18 protein-coding genes, 1 pseudogene and 1 other annotated feature are annotated in these 18,504 nt (G+C 51.4%); of the genes and pseudogenes, 8 read left to right on the top strand and 11 right to left on the bottom strand.

All coding sequences use genetic code 11. From position 1 onward, the window contains the following. Positions 1-2: 2 nt before the first annotated feature. Positions 3-869, bottom strand: a complete 867-nt coding sequence (locus tag LQ229_RS22275; RefSeq protein WP_216538964.1) for a metallophosphoesterase — start codon at positions 867-869, stop codon at positions 3-5. Positions 870-1,060: 191 nt separating this feature from the next. On the opposite strand from LQ229_RS22275, the gene LQ229_RS22270 reads away from it, so the two are divergent. From LQ229_RS22270 to LQ229_RS22255, 4 genes are all read left to right on the top strand, one after another. Next, a complete protein-coding gene (locus LQ229_RS22270) occupies positions 1,061-2,221 on the top strand; it encodes a glycosyltransferase (protein ID WP_216538965.1) in 1,161 nt (386 codons plus the stop codon). Between the two features lie 12 nt (positions 2,222-2,233). Continuing rightward, positions 2,234-3,481: a hypothetical protein gene (locus LQ229_RS22265; protein WP_230192944.1), complete on the top strand. Its 1,248-nt coding sequence runs from the start codon at positions 2,234-2,236 to the stop codon at positions 3,479-3,481. A gap of 57 nt (positions 3,482-3,538) precedes the next feature. Beyond that, positions 3,539-3,776 (top strand) — a binding site (T-box leader). A gap of 100 nt (positions 3,777-3,876) precedes the next feature. Further along, positions 3,877-5,436: a 2-isopropylmalate synthase gene (locus LQ229_RS22260; RefSeq protein ID WP_230192943.1), complete on the top strand. Its 1,560-nt coding sequence runs from the start codon at positions 3,877-3,879 to the stop codon at positions 5,434-5,436. Further along, entirely contained in the window at positions 5,433-5,909 is a 477-nt protein-coding gene (locus LQ229_RS22255) for a YbaK/EbsC family protein (protein WP_216538968.1), read from the top strand. Before LQ229_RS22260 ends, LQ229_RS22255 begins: the two co-directional genes overlap by 4 nt. A 72-nt stretch (positions 5,910-5,981) precedes the next feature. Here LQ229_RS22255 and LQ229_RS22250 read toward each other — a convergent pair whose 3' ends face one another. Further along, positions 5,982-6,332: a VOC family protein gene (locus tag LQ229_RS22250; RefSeq protein WP_216538969.1), complete on the bottom strand. Its 351-nt coding sequence runs from the start codon at positions 6,330-6,332 to the stop codon at positions 5,982-5,984. Positions 6,333-6,620: 288 nt separating this feature from the next. Between LQ229_RS22250 and LQ229_RS22245 the strand changes: the two genes are divergently transcribed. Continuing rightward, positions 6,621-6,773, top strand: coding sequence for a hypothetical protein (locus LQ229_RS22245; protein WP_230192951.1), 153 nt, complete (start codon positions 6,621-6,623; stop codon positions 6,771-6,773). 35 nt (positions 6,774-6,808) lie between these two features. Here LQ229_RS22245 and LQ229_RS22240 read toward each other — a convergent pair. Continuing rightward, positions 6,809-7,174 (bottom strand): annotated as a pseudogene (locus LQ229_RS22240) (DUF1259 domain-containing protein); the annotation flags it as partial. A gap of 268 nt (positions 7,175-7,442) precedes the next feature. Here LQ229_RS22240 and LQ229_RS22235 point away from each other — a divergent pair. After that, positions 7,443-7,820, top strand: a complete 378-nt coding sequence (locus LQ229_RS22235) for a hypothetical protein (protein WP_216538970.1) — start codon at positions 7,443-7,445, stop codon at positions 7,818-7,820. Continuing rightward, positions 7,745-8,563, top strand: coding sequence for a membrane protein insertase YidC (yidC, locus tag LQ229_RS22230; protein WP_216538971.1), 819 nt, complete (start codon positions 7,745-7,747; stop codon positions 8,561-8,563). Before LQ229_RS22235 ends, yidC begins: the two co-directional genes overlap by 76 nt. A 57-nt stretch (positions 8,564-8,620) precedes the next feature. Here the strand turns inward: yidC and LQ229_RS22225 are convergent, their stop codons facing one another. The 8 genes from LQ229_RS22225 to LQ229_RS22190 form a co-directional block, all read right to left on the bottom strand. Then, positions 8,621-9,823, bottom strand: a complete 1,203-nt coding sequence (locus LQ229_RS22225) for an MFS transporter (RefSeq protein WP_216538972.1) — start codon at positions 9,821-9,823, stop codon at positions 8,621-8,623. Between the two features lie 25 nt (positions 9,824-9,848). Beyond that, positions 9,849-10,430: a TetR/AcrR family transcriptional regulator gene (locus LQ229_RS22220; RefSeq protein WP_216538973.1), complete on the bottom strand. Its 582-nt coding sequence runs from the start codon at positions 10,428-10,430 to the stop codon at positions 9,849-9,851. Positions 10,431-10,637: 207 nt separating this feature from the next. Beyond that, a complete protein-coding gene (locus tag LQ229_RS22215; protein WP_230192942.1) occupies positions 10,638-10,898 on the bottom strand; it encodes an HPr family phosphocarrier protein in 261 nt (86 codons plus the stop codon). Next, positions 10,898-12,625 (bottom strand): phosphoenolpyruvate--protein phosphotransferase, encoded by a 1,728-nt coding sequence (gene ptsP, locus LQ229_RS22210; RefSeq protein WP_230192941.1) that lies wholly within the window; start codon positions 12,623-12,625, stop codon positions 10,898-10,900. Before ptsP ends, LQ229_RS22215 begins: the two co-directional genes overlap by 1 nt. A 21-nt stretch (positions 12,626-12,646) precedes the next feature. Then, a complete protein-coding gene (locus tag LQ229_RS22205; RefSeq protein WP_216538976.1) occupies positions 12,647-13,807 on the bottom strand; it encodes a mannitol-1-phosphate 5-dehydrogenase in 1,161 nt (386 codons plus the stop codon). Then, on the bottom strand, positions 13,804-14,241 hold the full coding sequence (locus LQ229_RS22200) for a PTS sugar transporter subunit IIA (protein ID WP_230192940.1): 438 nt from the start codon (positions 14,239-14,241) through the stop codon (positions 13,804-13,806). The genes LQ229_RS22205 and LQ229_RS22200 overlap by 4 nt, the downstream gene beginning before the upstream one ends. A gap of 3 nt (positions 14,242-14,244) precedes the next feature. Continuing rightward, the gene (locus LQ229_RS22195) at positions 14,245-16,314 is read right to left on the bottom strand and encodes a BglG family transcription antiterminator (RefSeq protein ID WP_230192939.1); all 2,070 of its coding nucleotides are present in this window, start codon (positions 16,312-16,314) and stop codon (positions 14,245-14,247) included. Between the two features lie 66 nt (positions 16,315-16,380). Further along, entirely contained in the window at positions 16,381-17,823 is a 1,443-nt protein-coding gene (locus tag LQ229_RS22190) for a PTS mannitol transporter subunit IICBA (protein WP_216538979.1), read from the bottom strand. 240 nt (positions 17,824-18,063) lie between these two features. Here LQ229_RS22190 and LQ229_RS22185 point away from each other — a divergent pair, with 240 nt between their 5' ends. Beyond that, on the top strand, positions 18,064-18,492 hold the full coding sequence (locus tag LQ229_RS22185) for a GNAT family N-acetyltransferase (RefSeq protein ID WP_216538980.1): 429 nt from the start codon (positions 18,064-18,066) through the stop codon (positions 18,490-18,492). The last annotated feature ends 12 nt before the right edge of the window (positions 18,493-18,504 follow it).

Genomic DNA, 18,504 nt, shown 5'->3' with positions numbered 1-18,504 from the left:
GGTCAGATGGCCGCCAGAGTCTTTTGTTGTTCCGCCTTGGAAGCGGCCGAATGCAAGGGCAATCGATGAAGCGTAATTTCGGGCCGGCTGCCCATTCGGATATTCACTCCGGTCTGTCCCAATCCTTCGCTAATATAGAACGGTTTGCCGTCGTATACATGCAGCCCTTTGATCATGTTCATCCCGACCAGTTTTCCCATTTTCGCAAGATGATACGGTTTGGGCCAATGAATTTGGCCGCCATGGAAATGCCCGGAGAGCAAGTAATCGTAATGAACCTTTCTCATAGCAAGAACGATATTCGGATCATGCGTCAGCACGAGGCGATAGCCTTCCTTGACTCCTTTGTACGAGGCCGCGATATTGCTGCGATTCGTACTGTAATCGTCGATTCCAATGACGTTGATTGATGCTCCGTCCTTCACAAAAAAGGCATTTTCGTTCCGCAGCGTTCGACAGCCGTTGCGTTCCAGCGTCTCCTTCAATGCGGCGAAGCTTTCGTCCTTTAATACATAGTCATGATTGCCGAATACCGCAAATATGCCGCAGGTCGGCTGCAATTGGTTGAAAACCTGCAGATACGGGACGAGCTTCGGGATGCTCCGCTTACGATCGAGATAGTCGCCGGTCAAGGCGATCAGATCGATCTTTTCCTCCTTAAGCTGCTCATACAATTGCTCCGGCGTAACGGAAATATGCTCAAGATGCATATCCGATATATGCAACACGTTGAATGAAGATCCCGGGCGTTCGCGGCCGGCGTTTATCTCCACTCGATTCACGGCTGCTTGCCGTGTATTGAGATGCGCTTTATATAGCAAGCATGACAGCAATGTCATGACGATCGTTCCGATTGCAATGAAAATCATCCAATCAACTCCTTTCAATGACGTACTCTATATACCAGTATAGATGGACGGAGGGGCTCTTGTCAGCGGTAATTCATGGAGCGTACCGACGGACGGCCCGTACATGAATGATTGGCGCCCGGCCCGCGCATATTAACAAAAACTGCTCTTCACCGCTTTCTATGTAATTTCTGTTTCGTCGGAGGAATGAAATGGGTAAAAAACTTCTGGTGCTTCCGTTGCTGCAAATCAAATCGGGACATCATCAAGCCGCCGATGCGCTTATCGAATATACGAACTTGATCGATCCGGCCATCGAATGCGAGAAAATCGATATTTTGCATTATAGTTACGGGAAGATGGAAGCGGTCGTTTCCTCCGTCTACCTGAAATGGATTCATTACCTTCCTTTCGCATACAGTTGGATTTACCGCAAAAGCTGCGGCAATTTTCAAAGGGCGAGACGGTATCGGTTATACGAACTTTTGTTTTTAAGAAATATGCAAAAATTAATACGCGAGAAAAGGCCCGACTATATTTTTTGTACGCACGCTTTGCCTTCCTATTTGCTCGGCCAACTGAAAAGCAGAGGGCTTCTGAACATCCCGGTAATCAACGTATATACGGATTATTTCATCAATGACGTATGGGGGAGGCAAGGAATCGACTACCATTTGGTTCCGGATTCGCAAGTTAAGCAATGGCTGACCGAAAGAGCGGTTCCGGAAGAACGAATTATCGTGACAGGGATTCCGATCCATCCCGAATTCGCTCATTCCGATCCGAATCAGGAGCGTTCCAATCCGGAGTTGTCGGTCTTGATTACAGGCGGAAATCTCGGAACCGGAGCGATCAAATCGATTGTCAAACATATCGGGAAGACCGGCAACATCCATTACATCGTACTATGCGGCAAAAATAACGCCTTGTACCGGCAACTCCAAAAAAGAAAACATCCGCGCGTCGCACCGATGCCGTATATCGAATCCAAAGAGGAAATGAACAATTTGTACAATCGTATCGATGCGATTGTTACGAAACCTGGAGGGGTGACGATCAGCGAATGTTTATATAAAAAAATTCCGGTTTTTGTGTACCATGCTTTGCCCGGACAAGAAGAAATCAATTTGCAGCGGCTGTTGAGCCAACAATTGATTTTCCACTTAAGAGGAAGAAAGCTTAAAGATATCGAAAACCGGTTGATCGCGATGTGGCAGGATGAACAATCGTTGCAGCGCATGAAACAAAATATGGATCAGTACTGCCAACAATTGTCCGATGTAACGTCTTCGTTGCGCCGGGTGCTGGAACCGTCGCATTCGCGAACAGATACTATGCTCGCCCTTCCCATCGATCCAATCCATCAGAATTGAGGTGTTCCCGTTATGAAAAAAACGATCATGCTGCTTCTCGTATTCATTCTATTCGCGGTTTGGGTTACGCCGGTCAGCGCGGCGAAGCAGCAAATTTCCCTAAAAACGGCTTTTGTCAGAAATAACGATCTTTGGGTCAAAATCGACAAGAAAGAAGCGCAAGTCACGCATGGAGAATACGTCCGAAACCCGCGATGGTCTTATGACGGGAATTGGATCGCTTATACGAAAGGAGCGGAACAAACCGAAGTTTGGCTCTATCATGTCGTTACCGGAAGCTTGCGTTTGGCGGGCCCGGGCAATAACGCGCAATGGGCCCCGGCACGCAACGAGCTTGCCTTTCAAACCGGCGAAACGCTCAACCTGATTCGCGCGGGCGATCCGGATAAGCTTGAAGCGAACCGCGTCGCGGAACGAGTCGGCAATTATTCCTGGCTGCCGGACGGCAGCGGATTTCTATTCTCAACGCTGTCCATGTTGTCCGGCGGCCGATGGTCGGATATCGAATTGTATACCGTGAAATTCGAGAAGGGTTCGAATAAGCCGACGACGCGGTTATTTTACCGGATTCCAAGCCAATCGGAACAGTTCTTCGCCGTCATGACGAGCCCGTTCAAATGGTCGCCCGACGGGAAATGGATCGCATTCCTCGCAAAGCCGACGGCGTCGTTGTCGGCGGACGGCAACACATTATGTTTCTTGGCGTCCAATGCCAGGTCGTTTGTCAAAGCGGGGCAAATGCTCGATCAGTTCGATTGGTTCCAATGGGCGCCGGCCGGCGGTTTGTTCGCTTACATCGAAGGAACCGGCAGAGAGGCGGTCCGAAACAAGCGGCTGACGGTTGTGGAGGGCTTGCCGTCGCTTAGGCAAACGTCGTATACGCCTGCAGGATTTGCCGATAGAGGGTTCACATGGCAGAATGATCGAACCGTCGTCGTTGCGAGAGCCAAAGAAGCCGAATGGTCCGTCGAGGAGCGGAAACGGCCGATGCCTAAGCTGATGCGGATCGATCTGGCTTCCGGTCAAGAGAAGCCGATCACCTCGCCGCCTGCCAGACAGGGGGATTTCGACCCGTTATTCGCAGAAGACGGAAGCAAGCTTACTTGGGTGCGAACGAACCGCAAGACGGCGGATGCGATGGCGGCGGAACCGGACGGGAAGCATGCGAAGCGTTGGATACGCCAACTGACGCCGGCAACCAATGATTACGAGAGGTGGAATTGGAGCGAAGTCATTGACTACGCCGAATCGGATCGTTGAAATCGGTTGTTGACAAATTCGCCGACGTTCCCATATAATAGTGAATAATTTCAATATCCAAATGTGTTGATTAGAAATAGTAGAAGTGAAAATAACCTTTCAGAGAGCCGTTGGTTGGTGCGAAACGGCAGCGTTGATCACTTTGAACTCGTCTATGAACAGCTGCCTGACAATGTAGGGTAAGCCGGGATTCCGCCGTTACAAGGATAGATGGTGTCGGCCATCGAAGGAGATCGTTTCGCTTCGGTTTGCGAAATGAATTAGAGTGGTACCGCGGGTTAACCCCGTCTCTATTGCAGAGACGGGGTTTTTGTGTTGATCAAAGTCCGGGTTTGATCCGCCCCGCTTTATATATAAACATACAGTACATGTGCTATTTGAGGAGGAGCTTCCATATGAACCGCAACATTATTGTGCTTGACACGACTTTGCGCGACGGGGAACAAGTTCCGGGCGCGAAATTGAACGTACAACAAAAAATCGAATTTGCCCAGCAGCTTAAGCGGCTTCAGGTCGATATCATCGAAGCGGGCTTTCCCGCTTCTTCCAAGGGGGATTTTCAAGCGGTACAAGAAATCGCGCGCGCCATGGGGGATACCGTAACCATTACCGCGCTCGCCAGAGCGGTGAAAAGCGATATCGAAGCCGTGTATGAAAGTATCAAAATCGCGCAAAACCCGTTCATCCATATTGTGCTCGGCACTTCGAACATTCACGTGGAGAAGAAGTTCAACCGCTCCAAAGATGCGGTGCTGGAAATGGGCGTCGAAGCGGTCAAGTATGCCAAGACGCTGCTGCCTCACGTGCAATATTCCACGGAGGACGCTTCCCGGTCGGATTTCGAATATTTGTGGAAAACGATCGAAGCCGTCGTCAAAGCAGGAGCAACGATGATCAACGTTCCCGATACGGTCGGATATGCGGTTCCGGAGGAGTTCGGCGAATTAATCCGCAAAATTAACGAGCGGTTGAAGAACTTAAACGATAAGGTCATCCTTAGCGTCCACTGCCATAACGATCTCGGTCTGGCAACGGCGAATACGCTCAGCGCGATCAAGAACGGCGCCGAGAAAGTCGAGTGTACGATCAACGGATTGGGCGAGCGGGCCGGCAACACTTCGCTGGAGGAAGTGGTCATGGGGCTTAAAGTGAGGGAGAATTACTATCATTGCAGCACCCGTATCCAAACGACGGAACTGGTCAGAACGTCCAGGCTTTTGACGCATTTGACAGGACTGGATGTGCAGGTGAACAAGGCCATCACCGGCGAGAACGCCTTCGCCCATTCATCGGGCATTCATCAGGACGGATTGCTGAAGGATAAAAATGTTTATGAAATTATGTCGCCGGAGGAAGTGGGCGTAGAGAGCATGGAGCTCATTTTGACCGCCCGTTCCGGCCGGCATGCCTTCAAAAACGCGGTGGAGAAGATGGGCTTTGAAATCGGCGATGCAAACGAATTCGAGCAGTTGTTCGCCAAATTTATCGCATTGGCCGATTTGAAGAAGGAAGTGTACGACCACGATGTGTTCTACCTTGTTGCCGGACATCGCGCGGAAGCCGTCAGCGACAGCCGGCTATACGAATTGGAATCGTTCCAGGTCGTCACGAACGATCTGTCCCCGACCGCAACGGTCGCCTTGAAAAGAGGCGGCGAAGTGCTGAAAGGAAGCGAGGTCGGGGACGGACCGATCGATGCCCTGTACGGTGTCATTAAATCTTTGTCAGGATTGGACGTCAGCTTGAAACATTATAAAATCAACAGCATTTCGAGAGGCAAGGAAGCCGTCGGCCGCGTCAATATTCAGATCGAATACGGCGGCAAAACGTATTCGGGCCGCGCCATGGATACGGATATTATTAAAGCGAGCGCCATCGCTTTCTTGAACGGCATCAATGCCGCATTGCTGGAGAAAACGCAAGAGAGCATGGAGGAAGGAGCGAGAGCGAAATGAGTGCGTTGAAGGATAGCGCCCAGCGGGTGCAAGATGTTTTGGCTCAATCGGGGTATGATACGAAGGTGAGGGAATTGCCGGAAAGCACGCGAACCGCGCAAGAGGCGGCCGCGGCGATCGGCTGCGAAGTCGCGCAAATCGCGAAGTCGATCATTTTCCGCCTGAGCGGCTCAGGTTCGCCGCTTCTCGTTGTTGCCAGCGGCACGAACCGGGTCAATGAGAAGAGCATTTCGAGCCGATTGCAAGACAAGCTGCTCAAAGCCGATGCGGACTATGTTCGGGAACGAACGGGATTTGTGATCGGAGGAGTGGCGCCGATCGGCCACTTGGAACCGATCACTACGATCGTCGACGAAGATCTGTTTCAATTCCAAACGGTATGGGCGGCCGCAGGACACCCTAAGGCGGTCATGGCCTTAAAGCCCGATGAATTAGTTGCCATGACCCGAGGACAAGTGATGTCGATTAAATAAACAAAAACGCGGGAGAAAGAGCGAGGCAGCCGTGGACTAGGAAACGTCCTTGGCTGCCTCGCTTGCCGGCCGTCATAGATGGGCCAAGATGTTGACAAGCTTGCCGAACGGGTCGCGGACGTAGAAGCGCCGAACCCCCCAAGGCTCGTCGGCCGGCCCGTATTCGATCGGAAATCCGGCGCTCGTCATCCGCTCAAACGCAGCGTCGACATTGTCGACTTCAATCGACAGATCGGGCGTAGGCGTACGGGAGCCGCCCTCCGAAGCAAAGCTGACCTGGACGCCCATCTGTTCGCGCGACCCGTAAGTGACGAGCCAGCCGTGATCCATCAATATTTCAAGTCCGAGTACATCCTGGTAAAAATTTTTGGCCGCCTCCAAATTGCGCGTATCGATATTGGCAACGATTCGTTTGACCTTCATAGGTAACCTCCATGGCGATCATTATTTTTCCATACAGGGAACCTATTCGATAAGATGTGGCTAATTCCTCTATTAGCGATATGAAAATATCCGTTAGCGGCGGAAAGGGAGAGCCGCCTACATAACGATTACCGCTTCTTATATTTGGATCGCAATCCGCTTCGCAAACGTCTTCCTTTGCTAAGGGACTTTATCGAACCTTTCAGTTTGCCGGACGCGCGGACTTTGCAAGACGATCTATGACGGGATTTGCTGGAGCGGCTCATTCCGCTGACATGAGAAAGGGATTTGCACCCGCATGATCTGCCCGATTTCATCGACATCGATTTATGCGATGAGTTATGCGATGATTTATGCGATGAGTGCGATTTGTTGCCGGAGCTGCACGAACCGCCGGATCTGCCTCCGGATTTGCTTGAGCCGCTTGATTTGCAAGGATGAATCGTTCGAGTCGTCAATACCCGAAACGCTTCAGCCGTTTTTTTCGCAAAAAGGAGCGGAGGTTCGACTGATTTCCAATGGATAAACATAAGAACGGGTTTCGTAAATAACCAGTGGTTGTGCAACGCCGTTACTTCAAGCCCGCGTGCACGAAGAGCGGATATAAAAGGATTTACTTCCTCTTGCAAGATTACCGTTTCACCAAGATTAAGAGCATTTCCGTGTCTATCCAAATCTTCGAAAGAAAATAACGCAGCTATTGCTAAGGCCGATCTTGTTCTTCTTCCCTGGATGAGGGGTTGAAGGTTGTTGCGAATGCGAGTGACCGTACATACGCCGTTAACTACCTCCGCAGAGCCTCCTAGAATGTTAGCAAATTGTAAACAAAGCGCGCTTGGCATAGTCATAGTCGTCATACATTTCCCTCCTAGTTTCATAGATAGTCTATCTTATGACTAGCAAGGGAATGTTGACTGTATATTAAACTATGAAAAGGCTACTCTAGAAAATTCCGCTAAAGAGAGATAGCTATTGTCCCAACTCGTATTTTCGTTAACGAAAGGAAAAGCGCGTCCATCGCGAGACGGGGGAGGGGGGCGTAGCAATATCCCTCTAACCTTGGTACAATGTAATTGTTGTATTTCTAGTGAAAGAAGGGGGTGAATGCTATTGTTCGAGATTCAAGATATCCTCGTCCATGATTTGATGCTGTATCTGCTTTCGATCGGGTTCATATGCTCGTTTACTTGCGCTTATGCGGCTCATCTGCATCGATCGGCCGGAGATCAGTTATTTCCCGCGCTTCGCGACGGAGCCCTGCCCCTTGCGCAGCCGAAGCGAACGGCGGGGCGGATTGAAATTCACCGCTGGCTGACCAGAAGAGTGAAGAGAAAGGAAGCGCCGGATGACGATTCTGGAGAGTGCCTTCCCTCGTTTGGAATAGCGAATCTATCCGAACGAGGAGGACTACTATGGGGAAGAGCAGAGCATTCGCCTTCTGTAAGAAATATATGCCGTTTGCGGCTATCGCCGCCTTGCTTCTGGTAAGCGGATGCGGAACAAACGGCACGAACGCGGCTATTGATGCCAATACGCCAGGCTTCTTTAATCATTACATCGTTTATCCTTTCACCTATTTGATTCAGCGCTTCGCCATTTTTTTCGCTGGAAACTACGGTGTGGCGTTGATTTTGCTAACGCTGCTGGTCAGGCTTGTCCTGCTGCCGCTCATGATGAGACAATATCGCAACCAGCATCGAATGAAGCAGAAGATGAATGTCCTTCAACCGGAGCTGAAGTCGCTTCAGGACAAGTATAAAGACAAGAACGATACGGAATCCAAGGCCAAGCTGCAGCAAGAGACGCTGCAATTGTATCAAAAGCATCAGGTGAATCCGCTTGCGGTCGGATGTTTGCCGATGCTGATTCAAATCCCGATTTTGTCCGGACTGTATTATGCGATTAAAGGGACTCCGGAACTAGCGGATCACTCGTTCTTATGGTTTCAGCTGGGACGACCGGACGCCGTACTGCCGTTGATCGCGGCGGTCATTTATTTCGTACAATATAAAGTATCCCAGATCGATACCGACCCCGCGCAGCAAAAGCAATTTGCTTTCATCGGCTACTTGTCGCCGATCATGATGGCCGTCTTTTCTTTTACCGCTCCGGCCGCCGTGCCGTTATACTGGGTGATCGGAGGAATGTTCGTCATTCTGCAAACGTTGCTCGCCAAAAAAATGTACCATACGAACCCTGTCGATCAAAAAGGATTAGATCATAAAAATTAACGAAAAAGGACCGATCTGCTAATCAACGCAGGTCGGTCCTTTTTGCAGGAGCTACTTCTATGATTGTAAGCTTTCCGCCATTTGCTTCTCTTTCCACATCAATGTAATGCCGAGGCCGATCGCCATAATGACGGCAGCGAAAAGATAAGGGTAGTTAATGTTGATGTCAAACAAGATGCCGCCCATCGCCGGTCCGACGACATTGCCTAGACTCGTATACGTGGAATTCATTCCTGCGACAAATCCTTGTTCTTTTCCGGCAGCCTTCGATAAAAATGACGTCAATGCCGGGCGAAGCAAATCAAATGCGAGGAAGATGAAGCATGTTACGGCCAGTACCAGCCAAAAACCGGAGATGAAGACGGACGCCACTGCCAATATTGCTCCTACAATTAAACATAATTGGATCAGTTTCTTTTCGCCGAGCATTTCCACCATTTTACCGAATAGAAATATTTGTACAACGACGCCGAAGATGGAGCTAATCGTTATAATGGTTGCAATGTCCTTCGGTGTGAAGCCGAATTTATGATCGGAAAACAGGCTGAAAATGGTTTCGTACGCCGATAATCCGAAAGCAAGCACAAATACGATGATAAAAGCGATAAAGTAAAGCGGTTGAAGCGATCTTTTTAAATCGCCGATAAAGTTCGTTTTCATCGCATTTGCGGCAATTTCAGCAAGCTGATCTTTGCTTAGCGGCTCTTTCAAAATAAATATGGACGAGACGCATGCCAAAAAGGCGATGGCCGCCGCAAAGAAGAAAGGCATGCGAACACCGAATTCGGCAATAAAACCGCCGATGCCGGGACCGATGATGAAGCCGGTACTAATCGCGGCGGAAATATAGCCCATCGCTTTCGGCCTTTCCTCAATCGTTGTAATATCCGCCACATAGGCGGTAACGGCCGGCATAATGAAAGCTGCGCTAATTCCTCCCAGAATTCTGGCTATATACAGCACCCATACATTCGTACCAACGCCAAAAATAAGCTCGGAAGCGCCAAATAAAAATAGGCCGATAATAATCATTTTCTTTCTGCCGTAACGGTCGACCCAACGCCCGGCGATCGGCGACATCAGCAGCTGAGACACCGCAAAGACGGCGACGAGATAGCCCATCGTTTTTCCCGACAAATGCATAATATTCATAAAAGACGGCATAATGGGGATGATCAGACCGATGCCTAGAAATGCAATGAAAATATTGCTTAGTAGAATAAGTAAGACAGCTTTTTGTTCTTTGATTGTTTTCTTCATAGATCAACATCTCTTTCTGTACAAATCACGAGTATGATATTCCTCTCCAAAATACGGACCAAGAGGCTTCTAATTTATGATGCAGCCGTTTCTCATCGTCTCCGTATACAAGCTCCAGCATGATGGAATCGACTACCCCTAGAAAGGCGAGGGTGGGCGTTTGCGCCGCAACGCCGAATATCGCTTTGGCATCGATCCATTCCTGGAATTTGCTTTCCAGTACGGCCTGAACCTTCGCATCGATATCGATAACTTCCTCTCCGATCGCTTTCGCAAGATGTGCCGGCGGGAAAAAAGACATCCGCAGCCAAAACTTCAACTGCTCATTTTTTTGGAATAGATCGATGATCAATTGCAAAAAACCGTATAAATGTTGCTCGGGATGTTGCGAATCGACTTGACTGAAATATTGCAGCTTGGAATTTAATTCAGCCTCTTTCGCATCGCGCAGCACCTGCAAAAAAAGATCGTCCTTGCCTTTGAAATGGGCGTATATGGATTGTTTCTTCATTCCGACTTCTTCGGCTATTTGAGAGAGGGAGGCTCCTTCATAACCATGAATAGTAAAATATTTGAGCGCCGCCTCTTTAATTTCATCGCTTTTCAAAAATAACGACCCCCTAATTTTAACGAACGTTCGTCAGTTTATCGTAACAAATACGTCAAATGAAAGCAAGCGGAAAATCGGAGATGAAGGTACGTTGCGGAAAATTTGGAACGATGCAATGATAGATAAGATGATGCGCTGCCGTAATGGCGTTTTTTGATATCAAAAGAAGAAAATAGGCGCCGCATCGTACCGGCGCCTTAAAACTTATTCGTGAATTTCCGTCAACAATTTGCCGAGCGCTTCGAGCGCTTCCTCCTCTTGCTCGCCGTCGATCTCGAGCGTTACTTCTTCATTCGCGGCGATTCCTAGCGTCAGCATGCTTAAAGAGCTTTTGCCGTTTACCTGCTTGCCTTTGTTGATGACATTCACCTTGCAAGGAAAGGAGAGGGCTGTTTGTACGAAAGTTTTGATCGGACGGACATGAAAGCCCGTCGGATTGATCATCGTGAAAGTTTGTCGAACCATTATGTGGTCACCCCGTTTCTAATCGTTTCTACATATTGCGCAATTTCCTTTGAGCTGCGCATGCCGAGCGCCCTGTTCGCATGATCGGACCATTCCGCTCGGCTTAGCCGGCCGATCAGTTCCCGCGAGGAGAGGATCGAACCCGCACTCATGCTGAACTCATGCAGGCCGAGGCCGAGCAAAAGCGGTATCGCGGTTGAATCGCCCGCCATCTCGCCGCACATGCCGACCCGCTTGCCTTCCTTCGCCGCGGCTTGGATCACAAGACGAATTAAGCGCAGCAGGGAGGGGTGCCAAGGCTGATATAGATAAGCGACAGTCTCGTTCATGCGGTCGGCCGCCATCGTATATTGTATCAAATCATTCGTGCCGATACTGAAAAAATCGACCTCAGGGGCGAACAAATCGGCGGATATGGCGGCGGCCGGAATTTCGACCATCATGCCGACTTCAATCGTATCCGACACTTCCACGCCTTCGGCAAGAAGCTTCCGGCGCTCCTCGTCAAGCAGCCGCTTGGCTTCCAGAAGTTCCTCGAGTACTGCGATCATCGGGAACATAATTTTCAAATTGCCGTACCTGCTAGCGCGAAGCAGCGCCCGCAGCTGTGTGCGAAACAGGTCCTGCCGCTCCAGGCATAAGCGCAGCGCGCGCTGGCCGAGGAACGGGTTTGTTTCCTTCGGCAGTTCCATATACGGAAGGTCCTTATCGCCGCCGATGTCGAGCGTCCGGATGACGACCGGCTTCGGATTCATTTTCTCCAACGCATACTTATAGCTGGCAAATTGCTCTTCTTCCGAAGGCAAGGAACTGCGGCCCATATAGAGGAATTCGGTGCGGAAGAGCCCGATTCCTTCGGCGCCGTTGTCGATCGCCCGCTGAATGTCTTCGAGCTTCCCGATATTGGCCGCGAGCTCTACCTGTTTGCCATCCTTCGAAAGGGTAGGCCGATTCTTCAGCTTCTCCAATTCGGATCGGCGAAGGTCGTCCGTTCGCTTCTTTTCCCGGTATTGTTCGAGCACTTCGGCGGCAGGATCCGCAATGACGATGCCTTCATTCGCGTCCATGACAACGACGGCACGCTCCGGAATGGCGCGAACGGAAGCGCCGGCGCCGACAATAGCCGGAATTTCCAAAGACCGGGCCATAATGGCGGCATGGGACGTACGGCTGCCAACTTCCGTAATAAAGCCGCGAACGACGTTTAGATTAAGCTGAGCCGTATCCGAAGGCGTCAAATCTCTCGCGATAATAATGCATTCCTCCGATAGATTTGCAAGATCCGTATGCGGAACGCCGCGCAAATGGCTCATAATGCGGCCGGATACATCTTCGATATCTGCCGCGCGGCCGCGCAGCAACTCGTCTTCCATCGACTGCAGCAACTCTATGAAAGATTGCGCTACTTCATACAGAGCGAACTCGGCGCTAACGCATTCGCCTTCGATTTTCTCGATGATCGCATCGACAAGGTCCGGATCCTCCAATATCATCAGATGGCCTTCGAAAATTTCCGCCTTCTCGGCGCCTAGCTTCGCTTCGGCGGCAGCCCGGACCGCTTCGATTTCCCCTTGCGCGACGGCGATGGCTTCGCGAAATCGGCCAACTTCCCGCGCTGCGTCGGTTATCGTTCTCTTCTCCGGAACGTACCGCTCGGACGAGAGGAAGCAGGCGCGGGCGATCGCGATTCCCGGCGACGCTCCAATGCCTTGTAATGATTGTTTCATCGTTCGATCATTCCTTTCCGTTTACGAATGAAGCCGTCCCAGCTTCTCGTATTGGTCCTCGATTTGCCGATGCAGAGGATTCGAAACGCTGAGGCCCGTATATTTCGTTATCGCTTGCCGTACGCCAAGCTCTTGAATCGTTTGCTGCATTTCCGCCGCTTCCGGGTCGTCCGCAGGATCGAAGCGAAGAGCGGCTGCCATCGCGGAGGCGAGATATGCGACATCTACTCCGCATTTCTGCGCCAGCAGGGCAGGGCGGACGAGACGGTCGTTCGGCGAGAGCTTGCGGATCGGAGATCGCCCGACGCGCACGACTTCATCGATCAGATAAGGGTTTACAAAGCGATGCAGAATGGTTTTGATATATGCGGCATGCGCCGCCTCATCGAAATGATAAGTTTGAATAAGTGCCGTTCCCGATTCATGCAAGGCTCCTCTAACTTCGGTAACAATGGACGGATCTTTCATCGCTTCCTGTATTGTCGTATAACCTTTCAAATAAGCGTGATAGGCGGCGCAACAATGTCCCGTATTAACGGTAAACAGCTTGCGTTCGATATAGGGCTCAAGCCGGTCGACATAATGAACGCCGGCGATTTCCCGGTGTCCCGGCAGAACGGCGGAGCGGTCTACGGTCCATTCGTAGAACGGCTCGACCGTAACGAGCAGCGGGTCTTCATGCTGCTGAACGGGGACGATGCGATCCACGGCCGCATCCGGAAATGCGACAACCTCTTTGGCTTTCGCCTTCGCTTCCGCAGGAAGATGCTCTTCTACGAGCCGCTTCAGCGTCGTGCTGCCGCCAAGCGCATTCTCGCATGCGATGATGTGCAAAGGCTGCGTGCGTTTGCTTCCGGCGAGCCGCAGCTCAATTCCTTTGGCAATTGCGCCCGCTATATGCTTCAATACCGAGACGCCGACTGCCGTCGTGACGAGATCGGCATCGGCAATCGCTTCGGCGACGGACGGAATATTGTTGCCGTTAATGGCGGCAATATGCTCGACGAGGTAAGTGTCGGCCTGTTCGTTAGCCAGCTTGACGGTATATTGCCCTTTCTCCTGCAGGAGAGATACGAGGGCGTCATTGACGTCCACGAATGAGATCTCGTATCCCGATTGATGAAGGAGAAGACCGATGAACCCTCGACCTATATTCCCGGCTCCGAAATGAACGGCCCTCATCCTTGCATCCCCTCTGCGAAAATCGAGATAAGCTCTTCCTCCGTAGAAGCGTTCATAATTCGCTCCATATCTTCTTCTTCGGATACAAGCATAGCGACATTCGTCAAAATATTCAAATGATCGTCTCCGACCGCCGCCAAACCGATAATAAGCCGGGCGGGCTCGTCGCCGCCGAACTCGACGCCGTCCGGCACGACGAGAATCGCAAGGCCGGTCGAACGGATCATCGCCTTGGAATCGTTAGTGCCGTGCGGCATGGCGAGGCCGCCGCCGATGTAGGTGGATAGAGCTTCTTCGCGCTCGATCATTTTATCGATATATTCCGCAGGCACATGTCCTGCATCGACAAGCAGTTGTCCGGCAAAACGGATCGCTTCGTATTTATCCTTCACGTTCACATTCAGTCTAATCGTTTCTTTGGCTAACATCGTCATGGTTTAATCTCTCCAGTCCAATTTTGTTTTTATATATAGCTCCAGCTTGTGGGAGATGAATGCTTTGATGCTTGACGTATCGCCGCTTGTCAGCGCCTCAACCGTGTCGGGCAGCAGCAGCATTGCGCTAATTTCGCTTAGAATCTCGAGAGCGTATTTGCCCGGATTTAACGGCCCGAGCATCATGAGAATCTGTCTGGCGGCCGACGATCCGTCTTCGCTCATCAGAAGAGGCTCGTTATAGCGGTACAGCGCCAGGAGCGGATCCCGTATCCATTCGCTCCGGGTATGAATAAGCGCCAATTCCGTGTCCGGGATAACTAAGCTTCCTTGCCGCTCTCTGGCGAGCAGTTGAGCCGCGATCTTATCGCCGTTCTCCGAAGTATCCTGCCGGCCGAGCAGCGCGATCATCTCCGGCAGCAGGCTCTCCAGCTTCGTCTCGTCCCGTTTCACAGTCAAATCGTGGACGCGGAACCCATCCAGAAGCCGCAAAATCTCCGCGCTGTACAACTGCAGCAGCATGAGGCGGTCGAGCGGCGTTTGCTCGCCCGTGTCCCCTTCGCCGTTGTCCGCCGGAGCAAGCTTCTTGAGCGTCGTTCCTTCGATATGGGAACGAAGCTTGCTCGTTTCTTCCCGGGTGAGAAGGGGGCTAAGCTTAATGTATTGATCCGGTTCCAACGGCAGATCGACGGTCGAAACGATCAAATCGTATTGGCTTGAAGGCAGTCTCGCCGCTTCATACCAGCTGTAATGTCCGATCAGTTCGATCTGGGGCAATTCCTTCGCAATGCGGACGGCGAGCAGCTTGGAGGAGCCGATTCCGCTCGTACAGACGAGAACCGCGCGAATTTTTCTCGGAAATTGCTTTAATCTTTCCAAGGCGGCGCCGAAATGCATAACGATATAGCCGATCTCCTCGTCGGGCACTTCGAGATGATGCACGAGTTCATTGACGCCCTGGCGAACGATCGAGAATAAACGTCCGTAATCCTTCTTGATCGGCACCAGCATCGGATTGCGTATCGCAATGCCGTCGCGAATGCGCTGGAAGGCCGGCTTGATATGCTGAATCAGCCCTTCGGCCAGCGACCTGTCCTGCAGCAAGGGCATATGGATTCGCTCTTGCACATAACGGATCAGCAAAGTCACGGTCTCGATCACGGGCATATCGCCCTGATAGATCAGAAGAGCATCGTCCGGTTCTTCCGCCTGAGCGATCAGGCTTGCGAAATATTGCTTCTCTTCCTCCGGAAGCTGCAGCTTCAATGCCGCAAGCAGCCGGTTCAAAAAGCGGTCATCGCGGGGAGCGTCTCCAATGTCGCTTCCCGAGGCAATCAGATAGCCGCGCCCGATGCGGGTGAGCGCCACCGAAAGCTTGATAAGCAGCCTGGTATAAGCGGATTCGGATAAAGTGCTTCGCCACTCGTCATTCAGCTCCCACAAAGCTTGTTCCAGCTTCATGAAACTTGCTTTGCCGACCATACGCAAAAGCTCTGCCGTAACCGGATGGACAACCGTTTGATCCTTGAATTGTCCGAACACATCCGAATCGTCCAAATAATTGTGTGCAAGCAAGCTGATCAGGCTGCGCTTAGCCGTCTCGGGTCCGGTTATTTCGACGCCGTAGCCTCTTCTTCGGACAAGAATCAAGCCTTGTTTCGCAATCATCTCTTCCAGCTCATCCAGATCATGCGTCACGGTAGGCATCGTGACGCGCAGCCCGGCCGCCAGCGCAAACAGTTTCACCGGCTCGTCATGATCGAGCAGGCGGCAAAGAATGAGAATTTTCCGCTCATCGGCCGAATATTCGAGCGGGTCGTTGCGGTTGATTTCCGCCTTGAAGCTGGCCAGCGACTCGGGATCGGCCTCGACTTTAATGCCAAGTCCGGCGATTTTGTGAAGCTTGATACCGCCGGCTTCGAGCATGGGCTCAATCTCGAGCAGTTCGCGATGGATTGTCCTTGTGCTCGTGCCGACGATAGCGGCAATGTCCGCCGCGGTAATTTCCTGTTTCCGATCAAGCAGCAGTTCTATAATGCGGCGCTGCCTCGTTGACGCTTTGATCGAGATCACCACCTTGACTAGAAATAAACTTAACGCCGACAGATATCTGACAGCGTTAAGCAGGGCGTAAATAGATCAGCCTTTTAGTCTTTCCAGAAGCGTGTCGTACTCAGGACTTTTCAGGAAATTGTCAATCGATATATGTTCTGCGTTCGGCGCTTTCTGACGGGCCCGGTCAGTCAGCGTCTTATGGGTGATGACGATATCGGCATCGCCCGGAATATCGTTGATCGCCGTATTGACGACCGTGATCGGAAGGCCTGCGGCGTTAATCTTCTTGCGCAAGATGGAAGCGCCCATCGCGCTGGAACCCATGCCCGCATCGCAGGAGAATACAATTTTGCTCACCTGATCTTTCGATTTCCGTACCGCTTCAGCCGCTTCAGCTGCGGGCGCAGCCTCGCCTTTCGCTGTCGCTTTCATTTCTTTCATTCTCTTCGTTGCTTCTTCCAGCCCGTCGCTATCGTTATCCGCTTGCTTGCTCGTTTTGAGCAGCAGCGCGGCGACGAAGAAGGAGACGATCGTGGCAACCGCGACGCCTGCCAGCATGGCAAAATGGCCGCCTCTGGGCGTCATCGTAAAGTAGGCGATAATGCTTCCCGGCGATGGAGCGGCTACAAGACCTGCGCCCAAGACTGAGAAGGTGAACGTGCCCGCGACGCCGCCTGCTATTGCCGCAAGAATAAGGCGCGGATTCATCAGAATGTACGGGAAGTAAATTTCATGAATCCCGCCGAAGAAATGGATGATCGCGGCGCCCGGCGCCGATTGCTTCGCCGATCCTTTGCCGATGAGCCAGTAAGCAAGCAGGATGCCGAGTCCCGGTCCGGGATTGGATTCCAGCATGTAGATGATCGATTGGCCCGCTTTGGACGCCTGTTCAAGGGCGAGCGGCCCGAGAATGCCATGGTTGATCGCATTGTTCAGGAACAATACCTTCGCCGGCTCGATCAAAATGTTGGCCAAAGGGAGCAGGCCGGTGTTGATCAGAAAATCAACGCCGCTCGCGAGCACTTTACTGATCGCTTCGACGACGGGCCCGATTCCTTTGAAAGCGAGCAATGCCAATCCGCCGCCGATAATGCCCGACGAGAAATTGTTAATGAGCATTTCGAAGCCGGCAGGGATTTTGCCTTCGATCGATTTGTCGAACTTCTTCAATACCCAAGCGGCGAACGGACCGACGATCATGGCGCCGAGGAACATCGGAATACCAGCGCCGACGATCACGCCGACCGTCACGACTGCGCCGATGACGCCTCCCCGTACGCCGTGAATCATCTGGCCGCCGGTATAACCGATCAGAAGCGGCAGCAAATATTTAATCATCGGGTCGACCAGCGATGCTAGGCTTTCATTCGGTATCCAGCCGGTAGGGATGAATAAAGCGGTAATAAGTCCCCACGCGATGAAGGCGCCGATATTCGGCATGACCATTCCGCTGAGAAACCGACCGAAGCGTTGCACAGAAACTTTGACGCCGCCTGAAGCCGCTTGTTCTGATGCCTGTTTACTCATATTTGGAACCCCCATATTCAGTATTGGCCGGAAGGATGATTCGCATCCGGCGACTGAGTTTATTGTAATGTGCAGCGCTTTCATTCTCAATCAAATCAAAAACAGGTTGCGTCATGATGGCTGTTGCCATGTTTTTAACCAGGTGGAAATATCGCTGCCAAATTGCCGCTCGCAATCAAAATGTCCTATAATTAGAGTATTCATGAACGAGATTTTGTTGGTCTGGAGAGGTGTTCAGAGTTGGAAATCAAGGTAAGGCTGGCAACGGAACAAGATGCGGGAGCGCTTGCGAGATTGAATCAAGATTTTAACGGGGGAGACAGAAGATGCGCAGCCGAAATTACGGACAGTATGCGCAATAGCGATGAATTGATCGCCGTCGCCGAGATGGGCGGCCAAGTGGTTGGGTTTGGTTGCGCGCAAAGTTTCAAATCGTTTTGTTACCAAGAGCTTCAAGGAGAAATAACGGAATTGTATATTGAACCGTCCGCGCGAAGAAAGGGAGCGGCCGCGTCCATACTTTCATGCTTGGAAGAACATCTTGCTTCTCGCGGCGTTGCGGAGATTAAAGTATTGACCGGCATGGATAACGAGACGGCGATCAAAACGTATGAGCGCTGCAATTATGAGAAAGACGATGAGTTGCTGCTCAAGAAAAGATTGACGTAATGAGTCAATTTC

This window comes from Paenibacillus sp. CECT 9249 (assembly GCF_918697855.1).
Classification (GTDB): Bacteria; Bacillota; Bacilli; order Paenibacillales; family Paenibacillaceae; genus MSJ-34.
Note: the sequence above shows the minus strand (reverse complement) of the source record. Positions and strands in the feature narration are given on the sequence as shown.

Bases quoted from the DNA above. Each gene is read 5' to 3' on its own strand.
- LQ229_RS22260 (WP_230192943.1), top strand. From the start codon at position 3,877: ATGAACCGCAACATTATTGTGCTTGACACGACTTTGCGCGACGGGGAA.
- LQ229_RS22265 (WP_230192944.1), top strand. From the start codon at position 2,234: ATGAAAAAAACGATCATGCTGCTTCTCGTATTCATTCTATTCGCGGTT.
- LQ229_RS22205 (WP_216538976.1), bottom strand. From the start codon at position 13,807: ATGAGGGCCGTTCATTTCGGAGCCGGGAATATAGGTCGAGGGTTCATC.
- LQ229_RS22255 (WP_216538968.1), top strand. From the start codon at position 5,433: ATGAGTGCGTTGAAGGATAGCGCCCAGCGGGTGCAAGATGTTTTGGCT.
- LQ229_RS22190 (WP_216538979.1), bottom strand. From the start codon at position 17,823: ATGAGTAAACAGGCATCAGAACAAGCGGCTTCAGGCGGCGTCAAAGTT.
- LQ229_RS22200 (WP_230192940.1), bottom strand. From the start codon at position 14,241: ATGACGATGTTAGCCAAAGAAACGATTAGACTGAATGTGAACGTGAAG.
- LQ229_RS22225 (WP_216538972.1), bottom strand. From the start codon at position 9,823: ATGAAGAAAACAATCAAAGAACAAAAAGCTGTCTTACTTATTCTACTA.
- LQ229_RS22215 (WP_230192942.1), bottom strand. From the start codon at position 10,898: ATGGTTCGACAAACTTTCACGATGATCAATCCGACGGGCTTTCATGTC.
- LQ229_RS22270 (WP_216538965.1), top strand. From the start codon at position 1,061: ATGGGTAAAAAACTTCTGGTGCTTCCGTTGCTGCAAATCAAATCGGGA.
- LQ229_RS22250 (WP_216538969.1), bottom strand. From the start codon at position 6,332: ATGAAGGTCAAACGAATCGTTGCCAATATCGATACGCGCAATTTGGAG.
- ptsP (WP_230192941.1), bottom strand. From the start codon at position 12,625: ATGAAACAATCATTACAAGGCATTGGAGCGTCGCCGGGAATCGCGATC.
- LQ229_RS22275 (WP_216538964.1), bottom strand. From the start codon at position 869: ATGATTTTCATTGCAATCGGAACGATCGTCATGACATTGCTGTCATGC.
- yidC (WP_216538971.1), top strand. From the start codon at position 7,745: ATGGGGAAGAGCAGAGCATTCGCCTTCTGTAAGAAATATATGCCGTTT.